The organism is Johannesbaptistia floridana, from assembly GCF_057440575.1.
Window position 1 is genome coordinate 1 of sequence record NZ_JALKVM010000157.1, and the last position, 18,138, is coordinate 18,138.

Annotated in this window: 19 protein-coding genes and 1 tRNA gene; 7 read left to right on the top strand and 13 right to left on the bottom strand. The window is 36.9% G+C overall.

Annotated features, from left to right (window positions below; all coding sequences use genetic code 11):
- Nucleotides 1-763: 763 nt before the first annotated feature.
- On the bottom strand, nucleotides 764-1,309 hold the full coding sequence (locus tag MW688_RS10685; RefSeq protein WP_486735965.1) for a Uma2 family endonuclease: 546 nt from the start codon (nucleotides 1,307-1,309) through the stop codon (nucleotides 764-766).
- Between the two features lie 193 nt (nucleotides 1,310-1,502).
- Nucleotides 1,503-1,721: a hypothetical protein gene (locus MW688_RS10690; protein ID WP_486735966.1), complete on the bottom strand. Its 219-nt coding sequence runs from the start codon at nucleotides 1,719-1,721 to the stop codon at nucleotides 1,503-1,505.
- Nucleotides 1,722-1,785: 64 nt separating this feature from the next.
- Here MW688_RS10690 and MW688_RS10695 point away from each other — a divergent pair.
- Nucleotides 1,786-1,859: transfer RNA gene (locus MW688_RS10695), tRNA-Arg, on the top strand.
- Between the two features lie 9 nt (nucleotides 1,860-1,868).
- Here the strand turns inward: MW688_RS10695 and MW688_RS10700 are convergent.
- From MW688_RS10700 to MW688_RS10715, 4 genes are all read right to left on the bottom strand, one after another.
- Nucleotides 1,869-2,429: a GNAT family N-acetyltransferase gene (locus MW688_RS10700; protein WP_486735967.1), complete on the bottom strand. Its 561-nt coding sequence runs from the start codon at nucleotides 2,427-2,429 to the stop codon at nucleotides 1,869-1,871.
- 14 nt (nucleotides 2,430-2,443) lie between these two features.
- Nucleotides 2,444-4,111: a purple acid phosphatase family protein gene (locus tag MW688_RS10705; protein ID WP_486735983.1), complete on the bottom strand. Its 1,668-nt coding sequence runs from the start codon at nucleotides 4,109-4,111 to the stop codon at nucleotides 2,444-2,446.
- Nucleotides 4,112-4,277: 166 nt separating this feature from the next.
- Entirely contained in the window at nucleotides 4,278-4,793 is a 516-nt protein-coding gene (gene ilvN / locus MW688_RS10710; RefSeq protein ID WP_486735968.1) for an acetolactate synthase small subunit, read from the bottom strand.
- 52 nt (nucleotides 4,794-4,845) lie between these two features.
- Nucleotides 4,846-5,751 (bottom strand): alpha/beta fold hydrolase, encoded by a 906-nt coding sequence (locus MW688_RS10715; protein ID WP_486735969.1) that lies wholly within the window; start codon nucleotides 5,749-5,751, stop codon nucleotides 4,846-4,848.
- Between the two features lie 166 nt (nucleotides 5,752-5,917).
- Here MW688_RS10715 and infC point away from each other — a divergent pair, with 166 nt between their 5' ends.
- Nucleotides 5,918-6,448 carry a translation initiation factor IF-3 gene (gene infC / locus MW688_RS10720; RefSeq protein WP_486735970.1) on the top strand — a complete coding sequence of 177 codons (531 nt, stop codon included), beginning with the start codon at nucleotides 5,918-5,920 and terminating at the stop codon, nucleotides 6,446-6,448.
- A gap of 90 nt (nucleotides 6,449-6,538) precedes the next feature.
- Here infC and MW688_RS10725 read toward each other — a convergent pair whose 3' ends face one another.
- On the bottom strand, nucleotides 6,539-7,213 hold the full coding sequence (locus MW688_RS10725) for a uracil-DNA glycosylase family protein (protein ID WP_486735971.1): 675 nt from the start codon (nucleotides 7,211-7,213) through the stop codon (nucleotides 6,539-6,541).
- Between the two features lie 425 nt (nucleotides 7,214-7,638).
- Between MW688_RS10725 and MW688_RS10730 the strand changes: the two genes are divergently transcribed.
- From MW688_RS10730 to MW688_RS10745, 4 genes are all read left to right on the top strand, one after another.
- Nucleotides 7,639-8,004: a response regulator transcription factor gene (locus tag MW688_RS10730; protein WP_486735972.1), complete on the top strand. Its 366-nt coding sequence runs from the start codon at nucleotides 7,639-7,641 to the stop codon at nucleotides 8,002-8,004.
- A gap of 200 nt (nucleotides 8,005-8,204) precedes the next feature.
- Entirely contained in the window at nucleotides 8,205-8,759 is a 555-nt protein-coding gene (locus MW688_RS10735; RefSeq protein ID WP_486735973.1) for a chemotaxis protein CheW, read from the top strand.
- Between the two features lie 82 nt (nucleotides 8,760-8,841).
- Entirely contained in the window at nucleotides 8,842-11,451 is a 2,610-nt protein-coding gene (locus MW688_RS10740; RefSeq protein WP_486735974.1) for a methyl-accepting chemotaxis protein, read from the top strand.
- Between the two features lie 62 nt (nucleotides 11,452-11,513).
- Nucleotides 11,514-11,957 (top strand): SufE family protein, encoded by a 444-nt coding sequence (locus tag MW688_RS10745; protein WP_486735975.1) that lies wholly within the window; start codon nucleotides 11,514-11,516, stop codon nucleotides 11,955-11,957.
- A gap of 6 nt (nucleotides 11,958-11,963) precedes the next feature.
- Here MW688_RS10745 and MW688_RS10750 read toward each other — a convergent pair whose 3' ends face one another.
- Nucleotides 11,964-12,467: a ferric uptake regulation protein gene (locus tag MW688_RS10750; protein ID WP_486735976.1), complete on the bottom strand. Its 504-nt coding sequence runs from the start codon at nucleotides 12,465-12,467 to the stop codon at nucleotides 11,964-11,966.
- 118 nt (nucleotides 12,468-12,585) lie between these two features.
- Here MW688_RS10750 and MW688_RS10755 point away from each other — a divergent pair, with 118 nt between their 5' ends.
- The gene (locus tag MW688_RS10755) at nucleotides 12,586-13,050 is read left to right on the top strand and encodes a hypothetical protein (RefSeq protein WP_486735977.1); all 465 of its coding nucleotides are present in this window, start codon (nucleotides 12,586-12,588) and stop codon (nucleotides 13,048-13,050) included.
- 417 nt (nucleotides 13,051-13,467) lie between these two features.
- Here the strand turns inward: MW688_RS10755 and MW688_RS10760 are convergent, their stop codons facing one another.
- From MW688_RS10760 to petM, 5 genes are all read right to left on the bottom strand, one after another.
- Entirely contained in the window at nucleotides 13,468-14,805 is a 1,338-nt protein-coding gene (locus MW688_RS10760) for an aromatic ring-hydroxylating dioxygenase subunit alpha (protein ID WP_486735978.1), read from the bottom strand.
- Nucleotides 14,806-14,861: 56 nt separating this feature from the next.
- Nucleotides 14,862-16,214, bottom strand: coding sequence for an IS200/IS605 family accessory protein TnpB-related protein (locus MW688_RS10765; RefSeq protein WP_486735979.1), 1,353 nt, complete (start codon nucleotides 16,212-16,214; stop codon nucleotides 14,862-14,864).
- Nucleotides 16,215-16,523: 309 nt separating this feature from the next.
- Nucleotides 16,524-17,132: a VanZ family protein gene (locus MW688_RS10770; RefSeq protein WP_486735980.1), complete on the bottom strand. Its 609-nt coding sequence runs from the start codon at nucleotides 17,130-17,132 to the stop codon at nucleotides 16,524-16,526.
- Nucleotides 17,133-17,150: 18 nt separating this feature from the next.
- The gene (locus tag MW688_RS10775) at nucleotides 17,151-17,594 is read right to left on the bottom strand and encodes a hypothetical protein (RefSeq protein WP_486735981.1); all 444 of its coding nucleotides are present in this window, start codon (nucleotides 17,592-17,594) and stop codon (nucleotides 17,151-17,153) included.
- A gap of 175 nt (nucleotides 17,595-17,769) precedes the next feature.
- On the bottom strand, nucleotides 17,770-17,883 hold the full coding sequence (gene petM, locus MW688_RS10780) for a cytochrome b6-f complex subunit PetM (protein ID WP_486735982.1): 114 nt from the start codon (nucleotides 17,881-17,883) through the stop codon (nucleotides 17,770-17,772).
- Nucleotides 17,884-18,138 lie beyond the last annotated feature (255 nt).

Genomic DNA, 18,138 nt, shown 5'->3' on the forward strand with positions numbered 1-18,138 from the left:
ACCGTGCTAACCTCGGATTTGAAGTAATGCACGAAAGAAACGCTCACAACTTCCCACTAGATTTAGCAAGTGTAGAAACTGCACCTGCCATCAAAGGTTAAGTTGATTTAATCGGATAATCAAAAAACACTCTTCGATAACTGAAGGGTGTTTTTTTTTGCTTTGGGAAGAGTGTGTCAATACTGCTCGGATAAGAATCAAACATATTTCTTCTGATAAAGCAGGGAGCCTCAGATCTTGCATCTTTACCCAAAGTTACTTGTGGTGGTTAAGTTTTGAAGTTTTGAAGTTTTGAAGTTTTGAAGTAAGAGAATTAATGCGATCGCGCTTAAAAATTGATTCTCCCTTGTCGGCCAATTTCTGTACTTTTGTTTTGGTGCTTTGATATGAGGAGCAGGGTGAGGGGGTGCAATAAACTTACTCAAAATTGCCAGCGAAAGCGGAGAGCGCCTTAGAGGCTGTTTTTTGGTCAATAATCTTGAGTTATTGGGAGGCGCTCTCCGCCACTTCATAAGTTATTTGTGACCCCAAACCATTAACTGGTAAAGGCTGGCAATTTTGAGCAGGTTTTCTCTCGCGGTTTTTGGCTTTGTACTTAATCTCCTTTCAACCTTACTCTAATCAAGAATTTTCTCTTAACAAAAGCAGTATTGAGGAGTGTGTATCTAAACCTGTTAAATGTGAATAAAAGTATCAGAATCAACGTTATTCATACTAGCGTTAAACTACATTATAGTCACAAAAAGCGAAAAGCTGCCAATTTTTAGAATAACAGGCGCGATAATTCAACTTTTATCTCAGGAAAAGCTTGAGATGCTATAACTCCAGTATTGATTTCTTCAATTTGTTGATACCTGTTATCTCTTGGTAAAGTGTGAACAATCACTTTTTTATTAACTAAATCGATTAGCCAATATTCCTTGATCTGATTACGAGCATATATTTTAGCTTTGATTTTTTTGTCAAACTCTAAAGTGGTATTGGATATCTCGATTAATAGATAAATATCTTCAGGATAGGGGTGGTGTTGACGATAAATATCTTGAGGAAGACGTACTACCGCTATATCAGGTTGTGGCTCAGAATTATCTAGAGTAATGGGATAGCGCTCACTAATATAGGCTATTCTTGTGTATATTTGTCTTAAATAGTCGCTGATACTTCTATTACTATAGCTGTGGGAAATTCCTTCAGGACTCATTTCTACTATTTCTCCCTCGATTAATTCCACATTTTTATCAGCTAATACCCCTGTTTCTACTAGTTGATGCCATTGGTCAATTGACCATTTAAAAGTAGTTACCGCCATCTGTTTTTCTCTCTTTCTTGTTTTAGCTGGTTTCGATGACCATAATAGCTGTTATATCTTATCTAGCGTTTTTTTATCCTAAATTCGGTTTTAAAAGTTTATTTATGTTTCTCTCACAATATGAGGCGATCGCCCTTTTGAGTAATAAGTAATGAGTAATAAGTAATGAGTAATATCAAGTCCGTTTAATCAGTTATATTATGAGATATTGATGCAAATACTTAAAAACCATCTTTCTCCCCCTCTCCCCCTCTCCGAAAGCTCCCCCTCTCCCCCTCTCCCTCCTCTCCGAAAGCTCCCCCTCTCCCCCTCTCCCCCTCTCCGAAAGCTCCCCCTCTCCCCCTCTCCCCCTCTCGTCTCTTGGCCTATTTAGTACTTTTTTAGGAGTGCGAGCTTTTCTAAGTTTAAACAAATATTTTTTTACCCTTGCTTAAATTAGTTCTTCTGTGATATTATTAAATATGTGAACAAATTAAGGGCTTGTAGCTCAGTGGATTAGAGCGTGTGGTTACGGCCCACAAGGTCGGGGGTTCGAATCCCTCCAGGCTCGTCCTTATTTTCACTTAGATTTAATTAATAATAGTTTTTTCGGACGATGGAATAGCCAGTTACTAATATTACTGTCTATTCTTTCTTCTTTAAAACCTTGATTCAAATATAACTGTTTAGCTGTATAGTTATCTTCTAAAACATGAAGAGCGAGTTTTTCATAACCCCATTCCCAGGCAATTTGTTCACATTTAAGAAGAAGCTTAGTAGCAATACCTTGGCGACGATAAGCGTGACTAACAGCTAAATTAGAGATATAGGGATATTTAGCGCCGATAAAAGCAAAGGAATGAGTAGGACGCAAAGCGATTTCCACAGTACCGACAATAACTTCTTGTTGTTGTAAAGCATCTTCAGGTATAGAGGCCACGAGGCAGAGATAATAGGGGCGATCGCTATTAAGGCGGTTGCGTAAATCTTCATAAAGTCCTAATCTCAAGATGGGGTAAAGCCAAAAGAAAAAACCCTGAGGTGGATGAAAGCTACGGGTAAGAACATCAGCCACCTGGTTGAGGTCTTTAATTTTTGCTTTTCTAATAGTTATAGAAAAATCTGGTTTAACTGATAACAAAATATTTACTATCCTTAATTTGGCCTTTCGCCAATTACAAACTCATCAAATTTAATTACTTGACTATCGGGTTTTCTAGTATCAAAACGATAGCTACTCACGTTACCATTACTAGTATCTAGAATACTAAAAACAGTTAGATCATTACTAGCGATGTAGGGTAGAGATGTACCAAATTCATCCTTTAAAGGTGCTATATTGGGTACAATTGGTTCTAAGCCATTAGGATTACCCTTAGCGGCGCTACTAGATAAATAATCTTGGGGAGGACGACTTTTGCTATTACCCCAATGGGCGCCATAGGTATTACCTACATTAGAAGATTCTAAAAAGTGTATATTAGCATCTTGGTCGTAGAAACGATTCCAAAGATGAGAATGGCCATAAAACACTAAATCTACCTTCGCTGATACTAACAAAGGTAGCAAATCTTTGACAATATAATCTTCAGCTTGGGGATATTGATATGTAATAGCATGGAGTTCACCTGATTCATTATATTCTTTCTGCTGAAGGGGCTTGGTATAGGGGGGAACAATATTGCCCCCGAGAGTATGGGGAGGATGATGGAACATAACTATTTTATATTTAGCTGTTTGAAAAGCTTCGGTATCTAGTTGAGTTTTCAACCATTGATATTGTTCACTGCCTGGGGTAATATCACCAAAAATATGTTGACCATAACCCCAATTTTCCGGTGTTTCTAAATCCTCGCTTCTTTCTTGATATCTACCACGCACCTCAGGAGAAAGGTTAGGCGATCGCCACATATTCGTTACATAGAGAGATGCTAACCATACATTACCGAAACGAACAGTATAATATTTTTGGGGTTCTGGTAGAGTAAAAATTTCTAAATAACTATCCACATTAAAAGAATGGTTTTTAATCCAATTCTCTTTTACTTCAATATCATCTGCCGGATTGATTTGATCGGCAATTTTTTCGTATTCCCCGATAGCCTGTTGAAGAGGAAAAGAATTATCGAATTGTTCATTTAAACCCGAACTCTTTTCATATCTTCCCATCACTTCATGGTTGCCGATGGTGGGAAACAGGGGAATATTTTGGATTAAAGCTGCACCTCGATAGGTTGTGGTAACTTCCTCTTTGGTTAATTCGTATCCCCCTTTACCTTGTAAGACTGGGAAAAAGGCGTTACCTCTTTGATCATCGAACCATTCCGAAGCGCGGTCTGGTATGTTAACTAAATCTCCTGCCAGGAAGATTCCGTCTAAATCTGGAACTGTTGCCGCGACTTTTTCTATATTAGCTGCTGTCAAAGGCATCAACTGATGGTCTGATGTTAGTAAAATTTTTACTCCACTATTAGCGGGAGGTAAAGGCGCTAAACTGTAAACTTCACTAGTTATTTTTTCTTGACTATCTTGACTCACCACACGATAAGGCAAACGTTGATTAGCTTTCAATCCTGATATTAAAGCTTGATGACGCCAAATCTCCCGCTTTGTTGGTTGAGGGGGAGTTTGTCGCCAATGGGATTTACCATCTTCTGCCACCTTTGTTAATTGTTTAGTTTTTGCTGATACACGGTTGTCTAATTTTTCTCCGTCTAATTTTTCTCCGTATAGAACATAATTTTCCTTTCCGGGAAATTCTGTAAACCAGACTACATAAACAGAGGTTGGGGTAGGTAATTGTAAAAAAGGAGCTGTTAACATTGTGGTTTTTGGTGTGGTTTTTGGTGTGGTTTTTGGTGTGGTTTTTGGTGTGCTTTCTGGTGTGGTTTTTGGAACTGTGGCACCTACAAGTTTAATCAGAAAAACTAAAAAAATGGTGATAAAAATTAATAAAATCCCTTGTTTAAGCTTCATCTTACCAGTATCACTAACCTACTAGTTGTACTTTGAGATACTCAGTATTGACTCCTGATTCTCTAACTAAAGCTATTTTCCCGGTACGAGCAATTTCTTTGATGCCGAATTTTTGTAACATTTTAACTATTGCTACCATTTTTCCGGGATCTCCTACTACTTCTATAGTCAGAGTATCGTCTGATATATCCACTATTCTAGCTCTAAATACTTGAGCTAATTCAATCACTTCTCCTCTGGTAGTGGAATTAGCACTGATTTTGATTAGCATCAATTCTCTTTCTACACAGGGTTTAAAGGTAACGTCTTGTACTTTGATCACATTAATTAGCTTGTATAGTTGCTTAGTTAACTGTTCAATCACCTGTTCATCACCATGAACTACCATTGTAATCCTAGATGCCCCAGATTTTTCTGCTGGTCCTACTGCTAGACTTTCTATATTAAAGCCTCTGCGGGCAAATAGTCCGGCGATCCTAGTTAAAACTCCTGCTTCATCTTCTACTAAAACCGATAATGTATGTTTCATTCGTGGAATCGATTAATTAATTAGTTTATTTCATCTTTAATTTTACATTTAATTAGTGGTAATGATAGTCTTCTAACCATTGATTCAAAATATAATTAAATTCTTTATAGCATTCATCTTGAGGACAATGACCAGCATCGGCTATTTCTACTAGCTTGATTTGCTGATTAAGTTTTGCTAAAATCGGCCCTAAACTAGGGGGAATCATGGGATCTTGTTTACCCCAAATTAACAAAATTGGCATTTTTAGCTGAGACAAGAGAAAATCTACTGGCGGCGCAAAATCTTTAGTTCTCACTCCCGCAAACAAACTAATAAAGGTCTCCGCGGCGCCAATATCTTGAGGTGGTACACTAACAATTTCCACTAGTTCATCAGTAACCGCTTGCTTATCATAGTAGGCAAATTCTAACCAGAACCGAATTAATTTAGGACTGCGGACAATCTTGAACAGGAGTTTTAACAATAATGGTGATGCTACTAAGTTTTCAATATTAGTGACTATGGGTAGCAACCATTGAGGCATGGCTTTTTGGCGTAAAGATATATCCGGTATGTTAATCATTACTAAACCAGTTACCATTTCTGGATGATTTGCCGTGGTAACCAGAGAAATTAGAGATCCCAAAGAATTGCCTACTAAGATAACTGGTTGATTAATAAATGTTCGCCAAAAATCATAAATTAAATCAACCCAAAGATAGATATTATAATTAGTGGAAACTTTGGTTGAGCCGCCAAAGCCTAACAAGTCTATAGCATACACTGGATGATATTCTCGAACTACGGGTAAATTGTGCCGCCAATGTTCAATCGCCGCCCCAAATCCGTGTAAAAAAATTACTGGGGGATTAGGGGTTTTTTCTTGATTAGCTCTAAAATATGAATAACGAATTTGCCAACCTCGCCAAATCCAATCTCTCTGATTGCCGATTTTTTGATTCCAATACTCTTCCACTAGTTTATTATTGAGATTCTTTATTAAATCTTTACATAATTTTACTAAATTTTGATACTTTTTTAGAGAAAAGTTATAATAAATATCAACAAGTTTTTGGCAAAAATCAGTACAATATAAACCAAGTAAACAATTATTTTTACTAAATTCGATTAAAAAGACGCCTGTGATAGATAAAAGACGCTTTCAGCGTGACCAACCCCAAATTAATTCCAATATCCGTTTTCCTAAACTTCGTGTAGTTGCTAGTGAAGGAGAGCAAATAGGAATTGTTTCTAGAGAAGAAGCTTTAGAAATAGCTGAAGAAAAAGGATTAGACCTAGTTCTGGTAAGCGAAAGCGCCGATCCTCCTGTTTGTAGGATAATGGATTATGGGAAATACAAATTTGAACAAGAAAAAAAAGCCAGAGAAGCTAAGAAAAAACAACACACTTCTGATGTAAAAGAAGTAAAAATGCGGTATAAAATCGATGACCACGACTACCAAGTAAGGGTAAAAAGTGCTCAGCGTTTTCTCAAATCAGGAGACAAAGTAAAAGCAACTATTACCTTTAAGGGGCGAGAAATACAACACGCTGACTTAGCAGAAGATTTACTGAATCGAATGGCAAATGATTTAGAAGCAGTGGCAGAGGTACAACAAGCCCCAAAAAGAGAAGGAAGAAATATGATGATGCTTCTATCTCCAAAAAAATAGCAGAACATCAATAAATCAGGGGATGGTTTATCCCCCCCCGAAAAAAAGCCAATAAGAGCAAGATTATTGGTCAATAGGTAAAAAACAAACTCAAAATTCACACTGATTAAGGCGAGTTTGCAGTAACTGCGGAAACTGAGCATAATATTTTTGGTTAAGAGGAGAGGGATGAGGTAAAGGCAACAAAGCAACTTGTTTACTATGCTTCATCCCTAACTCGTCTTCGGCAGTTAAAATAACAGATAACTGTCGAGTGTAGCGATCGCTTAGTTGAAAAAAATCATTAACCTCTCCTCTATGAGCGTAGGGGGTAAACCATTTGAAAGCTTCTGTCCCGAGGGTAATGATTTGGGTCCCTTGCCAGTATAAAACTAACAGGCGCTCAATAAAAGGTCGAAATACTTTTTTTACTGCTTGGCTATAAGCCTTGTTACCAGGAGGCTTATAGGGCACAGTATTAGTGAGTAAAACTCTACGACAAATAGTGGCCAATTCAGCCTTGTCTGAGGTAGTTTTATGGTGTACGGCCCAATAAAAACCTTGACGGACTAGAGTTCCTGCCGCACCATAGAGAGGTTCACCTGCAAAAACTTCGTCTCTACCTAAGTCACGGCCAAAACAACAAAGCTGGCTGTTGAGATTGCCTGCAAATAAAATTGGTGATGTGGGTTCTTTTTTGGCTGCCTTGTAAATGTCTCCATCAATAGGAAAACTAAAGTTTTGGGCTGTGGCCTCGATTTGGGCTATTAAAGTTTCTATGGACATAACAGCTTCTAATTTTCTCCCTTTGACTAAATATACAAGCTCCCAGTCTACTGTATTATACCTAGTATTTAGCTGTTCTTAACAAGATTTTTAGATTAAAACGGATTTGATATTACTATTTAGCACAAAAATAGGTACAGGTTAAAATAGATTTAATAAATAGTTATGTTACTAGGATTTAATGAGTTATCATAGAGGTAAGTTGTAAAGTACAAAAAATAAACTCAATGCTTAGACGATGAATTGTCCCTCAGAATCAGAAAATAAATAGACAACTATATAATCTGACAATTAGCTAAAATATTCGCAAAAACCAAGATAATTTAACTAAAATGCCACATAATCTAATGATTATTATAGTAATTAAAAAACACACGGCTCTAGTCCTTTGTCCTTACTAAGCCAAACGATCAGGTAGTCAAGAAATGAATAAAGTTTTGGTTGTAGACGATAGCCTAACCTATAGAGAAATGATTTCAAAACTGTTGAAAGAATATGGCATGACCGTAGCGATTGCCAGGGATGGGGAAGAAGCAATAGCAAGAATCCACAAATACGCTTTTGATCTAGTGGTATTAGATATTGTTATGCCAAAAATGAACGGGTATGAAGTGTGTCGTAGTTTAAAATCAAATCCGAAGACAAAAAATGTTCCGGTAGTAATATGTTCTTCCAAAGGAGAAGAATTTGATCGCTATTGGGGAATGAAACAAGGGGCAGATGCTTACATAGCAAAACCCTTTGCCAAATCAGAATTAATTAGTACAATTAAACAGCTTTTGAGAAAATAGTTCAAAAGATAGTAGAGAGGATAGGCAGAAAATATAAGTAAAATATAATTAAAATATTAAGTACAAAAGAAAAAGTTGTTAAGTTAAGTCAGCGGTACTTTTGTAAGAAAAAATATAGGAAAAGAAATAAACAGAGTTTGAAGAAAATCAAACTGAATAAAACACATAGAATAAGAGAAAACAAGCATTTAGCGCGAGCAATGGTTAGTCAACCCAATAATTTTACACCAGAAAACAATTCTGAGATATATTCAGATATCCAAGAACAAATAGAAGAAAACGAACACCAAGGCGAACTGCATTTGAGATTTTACTTGCCTTCAGGTGATGAATTCGCCTTACCAGCTATGGGAATAGAAGAGGTAATGCAACAAGAACCAGATAGAATTACACCGATTCCCAACGCTTCTCCTCTACTATTAGGAACCATAAATCTAAGAGGGAAAATAATTTGGGTAGCAGACCTAGGTAATTTCTTAGGAGACATAGCTAGTCTGAACACAGAAAGAGCAGAAATACCAGTAATAGCAGTAGAAGACCAAGATACTAGATTGGGATTAGCAGTAGAAAAACTAGGAGATATGCAATGGTTAGAGATAGAAGACCTACAAATGCCAATTAATATACCAAATTATATAGCTCCTTATGTTCAGGGAGAATGGGTATTATCAGAGGAAGAAAATGAGCAAAAAAAAACATACCTAAGATTACTAGACCATGTAGCAATTTTACGTTCAGCCAGATGGGTGGCCTAATGAAAATAACTAGATTAAGCTCCTGTATATATCAAAAAAAACAAACCTCTAACCAGCTAAGCTAACTAAGGGAGAAAAACAAATGACATCAGATATAAACTATTCTGAGATATACAATAAAGCACAAGAAGCCTACTCAGAGGGGGACTACACAGAAGCGGCGAGAAGTATTGACGAAATACTTCATGAGTATCCAGAGGATTGTAGCGCATTATTATTAAAAGGCCATATACATTGCTACGGGTTACAAGAATATGAAATAGCAAAGGAACAGTATCAGCTAGTTCTAGAATTAACAGAAAAAGAAGAATTTAGAGAAAGAGCAAAAGAAGGCTTAGAGTGTATCCAAGATTCATATATTTCTTCATACCAAGAATCACATCAATTTGAATCGAACTTAGGGAGTAATGGAAATCGGGATGAACCATACCATTCAGGGGAAGAAAACTTTGACAGACAGACAACAGAACACAATCTACTGAATAATAATCAAAAAAATAGCTCAAAAGCTCATTCAGAACAAAAAGATATAGAGCAAACAATTTTTGAACAAGCTTTTGATTCGGAAGACGAAAGCGGAGTAAATTATCCATCAGTACCAGAAGAATGGAATGAAAGTAATAATTATGGGATTCCAGTGACAGGAGAAGATTATCCAGAAGTTCAATATAATTGGCAAGATATGGAAGAAGCTACTTCTAACTTGACACCAACAGAACTAGACTCCAATTTAGAAGAAGAAACACTATTTATCGAAGATGAATACATGCCATCAGGGTCATCAGAAATAGAGGAAAACCTATACGGAGATTATAGTTCAGAGTTAGATCCAATAGACGATAAAAATAATCTAAATCAAAATAATCTAAATATTGATAGACAATCAGAAATGGAATTAGGTTTAGAAGAAATAGATAACTCAGAAATAGAGAAAAGAGATAATTCAGAAATAGATATAGATGGAGAGTTGCCAGAAGGATACGAAGAAGACTCCCAAGAATTAAAGGATATCGTGGGAAAAATATCAGAAAATTCTTTCTCGGAATCAGATGATATATTTGAAGGAGGTATGGATTCAGAAGATCAAACAATAAAATATGATGAAAATACTATAGGGAGCCCGTCAAGAAGCGTAATTAGGAAAGAGCCAACAGAAAGTTTGACAACAGCTTATCCTTCAGGACTGGGCGACAGTAGCATGAAGTTAAAAGCGGAAGAAAATTTCGGACCTATTACTCCTTTCGTAAATGCAAGAATTAGAACAAAACAGCTATTGCACTCATCGATAGTGGGGATTGTTTGCGCGATCGCAGTACTAGCAACCGGGATCATAACTTCCCCACCAAAAGCGCAACTAACAGAAGATGAAAGCAACGAAACAGTAGAAGAAGTTCAAGCAACTAGATTTTTTCCTTTCACTAAATCGGGATCTTTGATTACCCTGATAGCAGGTATTAGTGGGTTTGCGAGTACGTATGTAGTAGGGGAGGTATTAAGTCGGGAAGTAAAAAAATATCAGCGTAATTTAGCAGAACAATTCGAAAATATTCGTCAAGGGAATCTGAAGGTAAAAGCAAGTATTTATTCTGAAGACGAATTAGGGGAAATAGCCTTAGAATTTAATAAAATGATCAGTTTTATAAATACTAATGTAGCAGAAGCCCAAAGAAAAGCAGAAGAAACAGAAAGAGACAGAGAAGACCTGCAAAGACAAGTGATACGTCTTCTAGACGACGTAGAAGGAGCAGCAAGAGGAGATTTAACCGTTAAAGCTCAAGTAACCGCAGACGTACTAGGCGCCGTCGCCGATGCCTTTAACTTGACGATTGAAAATCTTCGGGAAATTGTACGTCAAGTAAAACAAGCATCAGAACAAGTACACCAAGGTTCTACCGATAGTGAAGCCTTTGCCCGCAACCAATCTAGCGACGCCTTACGTATGGCAGAAGAACTAGCTGTAACCCTAAATTCAGTACAAATGCTGACAGAATCTATCCAAAGGGTTGCCGAAAGCGCAAGAGAAGCAGAAGCAGTAGCCCGTTCCTCCTCTGTAACAGCTCTAAAAGGTGGCGAAGCTGTACAAACAACCCTAAACGGCATATTACAAATTAGAGAAACAGTATCGGAAACTACTCGGAAAGTAAAACGCCTTGCTGAAGCATCTCAGGAAATTTCTAAGATTGTAGCTTTGATAACCACAATTTCTTCTAGAACTAATTTGTTAGCTCTCAATGCTTCGATTCAAGCAGCGAAAGCAGGAGAAGGGGGTCGTGGATTCGCGATCGTAGCTGATGAAGTAAGACAGTTAGCAGATCGCTCGGCTAGATCACTACGAGACATCGAACAAATTGTGTTACAGATACAAAGTGAGACAGGGTCAGTAATGACAGCGATGGAAGAAGGGTTACAGCAAGTATTTGATGTTACAGAGAAAGCCGACCAAGCTAAAGTAGCTTTAGAAGATATAATTCAAGTGTCTAACCGCATCGATAGTCTAGTTCGTTCTATATCAGCAGATACCGTAGAACAAAGAGAAAACTCCCGTTCAGTGGCTGAGGTAATGCAGTCAGTGGAATCAACCGCCCAAGAAACTTCTCAAGAATCCCACAGAGTAGCAGGTTCATTACAAAAGTTGGTAACCATCGCTAATCAATTATTATCCTCCGTAGAAAGATTCCGAGTCGATTCTTGAGTGTGGCTTACGCACCTTGAGTTGTTATACTGCAAAAAGATAATTATTTAAAAGCTTAAACTATGTCCAACAACATCAATAACTTACCTAGTAATCTTCAACGAATTGTCGAAAAATTTCAACGTCGTAACGATCCTAAAAAGCGTTATGAACAACTACTGTGGTTCGCCAAAAAATTAGAACCAATGCCCGAAACCGCTAAAACTCCAGCCAATAAAGTTAATGGTTGTGTGTCTCAAGTGTATATAACCGCAGACCTACAAGAAGGAAAGGTTCTATACCAAGGAGATTCCGACGCACAATTAGTTAAAGGCTTAGTCGCTTTACTCATTGAAGGACTTAATGGTTTAACACCAGAAGAAATCCTAGCAGTAACTCCAGATTTTATTGAAGCTACTGGCTTGAAAATGAGTTTAACACCTTCACGGGCTAATGGTTTTTATAATATTTTTCAAACTATGCAGAAAAAAGCCCTAGGTTTTCAAATTGGTGCATCTTCTTTTTGAAAAATCTCAAGAAGTTTCAGAAATTGCTCTAGTACAAGCCCAACTATTTGGTAAAGCCGATGGCCATCCCATTCTAATAGCTTCAGGACAAACAGCCATAATGGTTAACTGACAATCAATTAGTTGAAATCCCTCTTTTTCACATTGTTTTAAACTTTGTTTTAACATTGAATCATTATTAAACTCTAGAGTTTTATTACACTGAATACATACTAGATGATGGTGGTGGTGAGGATTAGGATAATTAAGTTCATAGTGTTTATGACCTTCGGCTAATTCTAGTTCCCGGAGAATACCCATCCTCGCCATTAACTTTACACTACGATAAATTGTTGATAAACTAATGTTTTCCCCTTGGTTCTCCAGTAAGTTATATAGTTCTTCAGCACTCAAATGGTTACCTTGAGGTAAATGTTGAAAAACATGGAGTATTTTTTCTCTTTGCGGTGTTAAACGCCAACCCCGGGCATTGAGTTCCGATTTCAAAGATGCAGATGTGTAGGGGGGCATATATTTAATCTCAATAAGCTCTACTATTGACAATGATAAAACTTATTACTTTTCTTGGCAACAAAATATCTGTTAAAATGCAAAAAAGCTTTAACTATATTAAACCTGGTGTGAATAGATGAATAAATTATCTTTGCTATTGTTATCTTCTTCAACATTAGCTAGTTCAGCATGGTTGACTCTATTGAGTAATCAGCCAACCTTAGCCGCAGAAGACTCTCTTAATCCTCTATCAGTAAAATCTCAACAGGCACCCCAAGCAGATATTCCCTGTGTCAAAACTAATTGTAGTGGCAATGCTCATTTAGCTAGTTATCTTAAGAATTTGAGTAAAAATGATGATATACCCCCCCTAGCTGAAGATTTTGAAAATTTAGAAAGAACCCCCGAAGGACACCTAATTTTAGAAATTAGTGAGGAAGAAAGCGAAGCCGCTATCCAAATGTTTGGCTGTGACTGTATAACTTCTATTAATGCTTGGCGCCAGTTACAGGGAAATCCAGTAGGAGTAGAAGGAGACCGCATCTTACCAGGACCAAAAATTGTACCCTGTAGTCAACAAACAGCCCCCTCCATTCCTTAACTCAGACCCTCGCATCTTTACCCAAAGTTACTGGTTGTGGATGAATAATGAGTTTTGAAGTAATGAGTTTTGAAGTAATGAGTTTGAAGTCTTGAAGTGAAAGAAGTTTTGAAGCAGCATTAGTAGGGTGTGTTAGGGCGCAGCCCGTAACGCACCATAATGAGTTTTGAAGTAATGAGTTTTGAAGTAATGAGTTTTGAAGTAATGAGTTTTGAAGTAATGAGTAATGAGTTAAAGAATTAATGCTCAACGCTTAAAAATTGGTTGACCGAGTGCAAGATCTTAGGGTAAAGAGAAATGAACTTTTTCTGAGGTTAATTTAGTACATAAGTTCTGGTGCTTTGATATGAGTTAACAAGTTTTTAAGCTTATGTATTGGTATCTAAAATGAAGCGATCGCGCGATCTCCTCATTTAACTATTTTTTCTCAGGATGAATATAGTCTACAAAATAAAACTTCGGTTCTAACTTTAGTTTTAACCACGCAAAAACCGCTATAGCTATATAGCCACTAGCCATAGTTAGTAATCCTACCCAATTAGTTCTCATTTTATCGGCCATCATCGCTACAATCGTTATCACTACCACAAAATAAGCTAAGAGAAACTTTTGTAAATTTTGAATATTTTTTAAAGCTTGGCGACAACTGCTACAGTTTTGAGTGTGTTGAGTGTAACGATTTAAAATTTCTTCCCGACTCCCGGCAACTAGAGAAGGTAAAGTTGTACTCATACCTACTGTTTCCCAGGGTAATTTCCCATGACAATAGAGGTCAAACCACTTACGAAAGGCGATTACTAATCTATCGGCGCTTGTGGGTAACTTATAGGCATCTTTCCAGCTTTGGTTATTCAATTGTGATTGTAAAAACTTTTCCTGTTGATTCAGCAAAATCATATCTCCATCTAAAACTGCATTTCTGATGTGAATATGGTCCCACCATCTCGGTATAATCTTCTCTAAGGTTTTAGCAAAATTACGGCAATTATAAGCCACAATTCTAGACTTTCCTGGTGCCACTGGTACACAATAAAACACTATCCCTACCTGTTGCCCTTTGTCTCCAAAACCGATAGCATACTCTAAACGAGAGGGAGGTTCAAAGATTATTGTAGTTTTAAAATTGCGGTGAGCTTCTGCTACAATCAGATTTGGTTGAGATTTAGTAATCTTCAACTCAATTGGTACGGCTTTTTCTCGATTTCCCTGGACTCCGTGATGGGCAAAAGGTACATGACTGGGGTCTGCTACATTTTCTACTAGAGTTTGCCAATCGTATTCTAAATCTCTCACGAAACAAGACCAAATAAAGCCTTTACTGGCGTCAATTTGGGGAGATAGGGGTAGAGGAGTTTCTTTTGCTAATTCCCGAGATTGGGGATCTCCCCACACCCAGAGTAAATCTGCCTTTGATTGAGAGGGGAAGACTTGTACACAATAGTTGTCTCTGTTTTTACTAACTATTTCAGGATTTTCTGCCTGGGGAATATTAGTACAAACTCCCTCAGTATTGAATTCCCACCCATGATAACTGCACATCAAATTTCCGGTTTTTGGTTCAACTCTACCTTCACTTAAGGGAGCAAGGCGATGAGGACATTTATCTAAAAATACTTGATACTCCTCCTTATTAGGGCTTTTCCAAATTACTAGGGGTAAACCCAATAACATTACTGATGTAGGGCGATTAGGGTCTAAATCTTCTACTGGTGATAGGGGATACCACTGCTGGAAAAAATTAAATTCTGATTCCATAAGTTTTTTTATATTTGATTTTTATCTTATTTACAAAGTATATGAAGTCTCCACCACTAAGCTGACGCTGTAGCGGTGGTTTTACTCTCCCAAAGAGTAGAGAGAGTTACCCGACTTCTAGGTTTGCATCGGGACTTTTTACCCGATGACAACTTACCGTTTTTAGGGGTAAGTTTAGAAACTAAATATCTTGCTCCAATGTTATAAGAAGCACTTAAATCACAAGGATAAATCTTGCCACTTTTGAACTTAGCAATCGAGTAGTTTTTCGGATTCCTTTGGACTTGGCCGCTCCCATCGTAGGCATATTTAGACGTACCTCGTGCGTTCACGAACCTAACTCGAATTCCTTTCTCTAATGCTAATTCTTCCACTCGTTTAACAATAGCTGACTTTAACCATCCGTGAAATCTTTGTTTTAAGGTTGACCGTTTTTTCCCCCCTTTAGGTTTCCATCCTTTTAAGTTTTCAAAAACAATCGCACTGGCTTGATTGTCAAGGGCAAAGTTAATAAGTTTTCGCGCCACTTGACAAGCCATGTTTTTGTTAATTTGACCTGCCTTTCGATAATTAACCTTCGCAAAACCTTTAGCTAATTTTCCCCCATTCCCCATTGTTAAACGGGCTTTTCTCCGAATTCGAGCTAAATGTTTATCTCGTTTATCTAGGGCTTTCCCTTCATGAATAAACGTTCGATTATAAACCTTTCCTTGAGAGTCGAGCACGCTTGCTACAGCAGTAGTATTAATACCTAGATCAATTGCACAAACCCGTTCATTAAAGTCTTGATATTTCTCAAAACTTTGAAAGGGAATGCTTAAATAAACCTTTTTAGAACTGACAATTAGAGTGGGAGATAAACGCTTCCAACGTCCATCTAAATGTCGAGTTCTTTGATGCTCAACTGTTAAAGTTAACCATTTCCAATCTTGATCTTGACGCACTTTGATTTGAACGGTTTGCCAATTTTCTCCAAATTTAACGCATTGACCTTGATATAAGTCGGGATGAATTTGACAAGCTGTGGTTAATTTTGGGGAGCGATCGCTTTTATGTAATCTCATCCCCCCTTGCCACTGTCTAAATCGGGTATTAAAAGAACTAATTGCTCCGATGGCCTCGTTTATAGCACTTCTGCGATAATATAGGATTGGGAATTTATAAAATTCTGTCTCTTTTCCGAAGAACTTACCGTATTTCGGGTTAGGGTTCTCCTTAGTCTGATGAATTAGTTTCTCAACATAACCTTGAGGCTTTTGACTAGCTTGAATCTTTGGCCAATGATGATTGATAATAATCATCAGAAAACGAACATAACGCCGATAAATACGAACTGTTTCTGACAATATCTCTCTTTGGCTCAAGGTACTGCTTAAAATCCATTTATCAGTGCGAATGATCTCTGGCATAGTCAATTTAGGGGGTATAATGTAGTTTAATTGTACACTTACTTATCATCTTTGTCAACTACGCAGAACCCTTAATCATGGAGATGAATGATATTTATTATCATTTTACTTTGCCAATTAAATACTGTCATGAATGGCTCACGGATGAGATGCTCACTAACTCATTACTTCAAGACTTATTATTCATCCACCAGTAACATTAAATAAAGATGCGAGGGTCTGAGTTGAACCAAGAACTGCCAAATAGTCTTCCTCCTCTTACTCATGACTAAGGCTACGCCTGTAGTCGGAGTATGCGGGTCGGGTTTATCAAAAGTTTTTTTCCTTGTTTCTCACTTTCTGTAATAAGTGTGACTTTTTGAGCCATTTTATTAGTTGGTAGCAAAAGATGGCACCGGAGGAATTTAAAATTAAATCATCCACATCAAAAGTTCGATACATACAGGGATATACACCATAAATACCTGTAACTTGGGTAATTTCAAACAATAAACTAGTGGCGATCGCTCCCCCTACTACTATCCATAAACTTGCTTTTTTATAGTAATATAGATAAACTACTCCAGGCATTAATAACAGGAAATTTAAAAACGCCTGTAGAAATGTAAAAATTTTGAACTTGTTAGCATTAATAATATCTTTGACAAACTGAAAAGGAATTAAACGAGGTTGTTGATTAGCGATTGCTACTGTCTCACAAAAATTTGGGGTAATTTTAGGCAAGGGGAGAATAATTAGCCAAACCATCCCCAAAAGATAAAATAGTAATGAATAAAAAACTATACTATTAACTGGTTTTACGTAACCAATTTTACGATAATGAATTAGGCAAGCTACTCCTAAGAGTAATAAAACTAAAAGAGAGAATATGTAGCCAGTTTTTTCACTTAATAAAAAATAATCATAAAATACTTGCATAACCAAAAAAAGTTTTTATTAATCTATAAAATTAGCAGCTTTTAGGGCTACTGCTAACTCAATATTTCCATAAAGTTGAATCATCAGTGAGTTAGGACAAGCTAAAGGTTTAATTCTTTGTAAACTTGTAACTGCTCGTTCAACTGAATATCCCCACTCTATCATAGTAATTAATCCCGCTGCTGTGCTACGACTAACTCCAGCGCCACAGTGGATAATAGCATTTTGAGTTTCGCATTTTCTAGCCCATTTAATAATCTGATCAATATGTTCTTTTTGAGGTACAATTAATTCTGGTTCTGGTTGATTAATATCAGCAAAATAAACTTCTAAATAATGCTCAACAAATTTTCCAATCAATGGTTTTAAAGAAGAGACAGATTTAGAGTCTAAAATCGATAACAGATTTTCACAGTAATTAATCTCTCTAAATAAATCTATTGTTTCATAATAGCCAGTCATTATTAACATAATTTGGTTATCTTGTTATGGTGGGAAGAACCCATAATTTTTACTTTGAGTTAACTTCAATTATAAAGGCATAGGTAATAAATTATACCCATGCCTGAAAACTTACTAATTTTACCCACAGAAACTACTGAATAATCAATTGTTATTTCAGTGGTCGCTTTTATACTTACTCAGCTTCGCCACCTTGAATTTTCAAGAGTAAAAAACCCCACGCTAAACCAAATAGAACTAAAACGGGGAGTAAAACTGTACCAACTTGTAACATGCTTTCTGCGGTCATAAAACTTTTTTCCATTGAGATTAATAACAAGTGTTATTTTAACAAAATTGGTGAAAATCTAATAACTCACTTCTAACTTTGTCAGAGATTGTAGGGTGCCTTAGCTGATGGGGTTACAACAAGCTTAACAACAAGCTTACACTGAAGGATCCGGGGTAGGCTCAGATCTTCCACCTTTAGCAAAAGCTACTGGTGGGGGTTGAGTTTTGAAGTAATGAGTTAAAGAATTAATGCTCAACGCTTAAAAATTGGTTG

Excerpts from the sequence above, each read along its gene's own strand:
- MW688_RS10725 (WP_486735971.1), bottom strand. The coding sequence starts at position 7,213 with ATGTCCATAGAAACTTTAATAGCCCAAATCGAGGCCACAGCCCAAAAC.
- ilvN (WP_486735968.1), bottom strand. The coding sequence starts at position 4,793 with ATGAAACATACATTATCGGTTTTAGTAGAAGATGAAGCAGGAGTTTTA.
- MW688_RS10760 (WP_486735978.1), bottom strand. The coding sequence starts at position 14,805 with ATGGAATCAGAATTTAATTTTTTCCAGCAGTGGTATCCCCTATCACCA.
- MW688_RS10685 (WP_486735965.1), bottom strand. The coding sequence starts at position 1,309 with ATGGCGGTAACTACTTTTAAATGGTCAATTGACCAATGGCATCAACTA.
- MW688_RS10775 (WP_486735981.1), bottom strand. The coding sequence starts at position 17,594 with ATGACTGGCTATTATGAAACAATAGATTTATTTAGAGAGATTAATTAC.
- MW688_RS10745 (WP_486735975.1), top strand. The coding sequence starts at position 11,514 with ATGTCCAACAACATCAATAACTTACCTAGTAATCTTCAACGAATTGTC.
- MW688_RS10770 (WP_486735980.1), bottom strand. The coding sequence starts at position 17,132 with ATGCAAGTATTTTATGATTATTTTTTATTAAGTGAAAAAACTGGCTAC.
- petM (WP_486735982.1), bottom strand. The coding sequence starts at position 17,883 with ATGACCGCAGAAAGCATGTTACAAGTTGGTACAGTTTTACTCCCCGTT.
- MW688_RS10740 (WP_486735974.1), top strand. The coding sequence starts at position 8,842 with ATGACATCAGATATAAACTATTCTGAGATATACAATAAAGCACAAGAA.
- MW688_RS10730 (WP_486735972.1), top strand. The coding sequence starts at position 7,639 with ATGAATAAAGTTTTGGTTGTAGACGATAGCCTAACCTATAGAGAAATG.
- MW688_RS10705 (WP_486735983.1), bottom strand. The coding sequence starts at position 4,111 with ATGTTAACAGCTCCTTTTTTACAATTACCTACCCCAACCTCTGTTTAT.
- MW688_RS10750 (WP_486735976.1), bottom strand. The coding sequence starts at position 12,467 with ATGCCCCCCTACACATCTGCATCTTTGAAATCGGAACTCAATGCCCGG.
- MW688_RS10755 (WP_486735977.1), top strand. The coding sequence starts at position 12,586 with ATGAATAAATTATCTTTGCTATTGTTATCTTCTTCAACATTAGCTAGT.
- MW688_RS10735 (WP_486735973.1), top strand. The coding sequence starts at position 8,205 with ATGGTTAGTCAACCCAATAATTTTACACCAGAAAACAATTCTGAGATA.
- MW688_RS10765 (WP_486735979.1), bottom strand. The coding sequence starts at position 16,214 with ATGCCAGAGATCATTCGCACTGATAAATGGATTTTAAGCAGTACCTTG.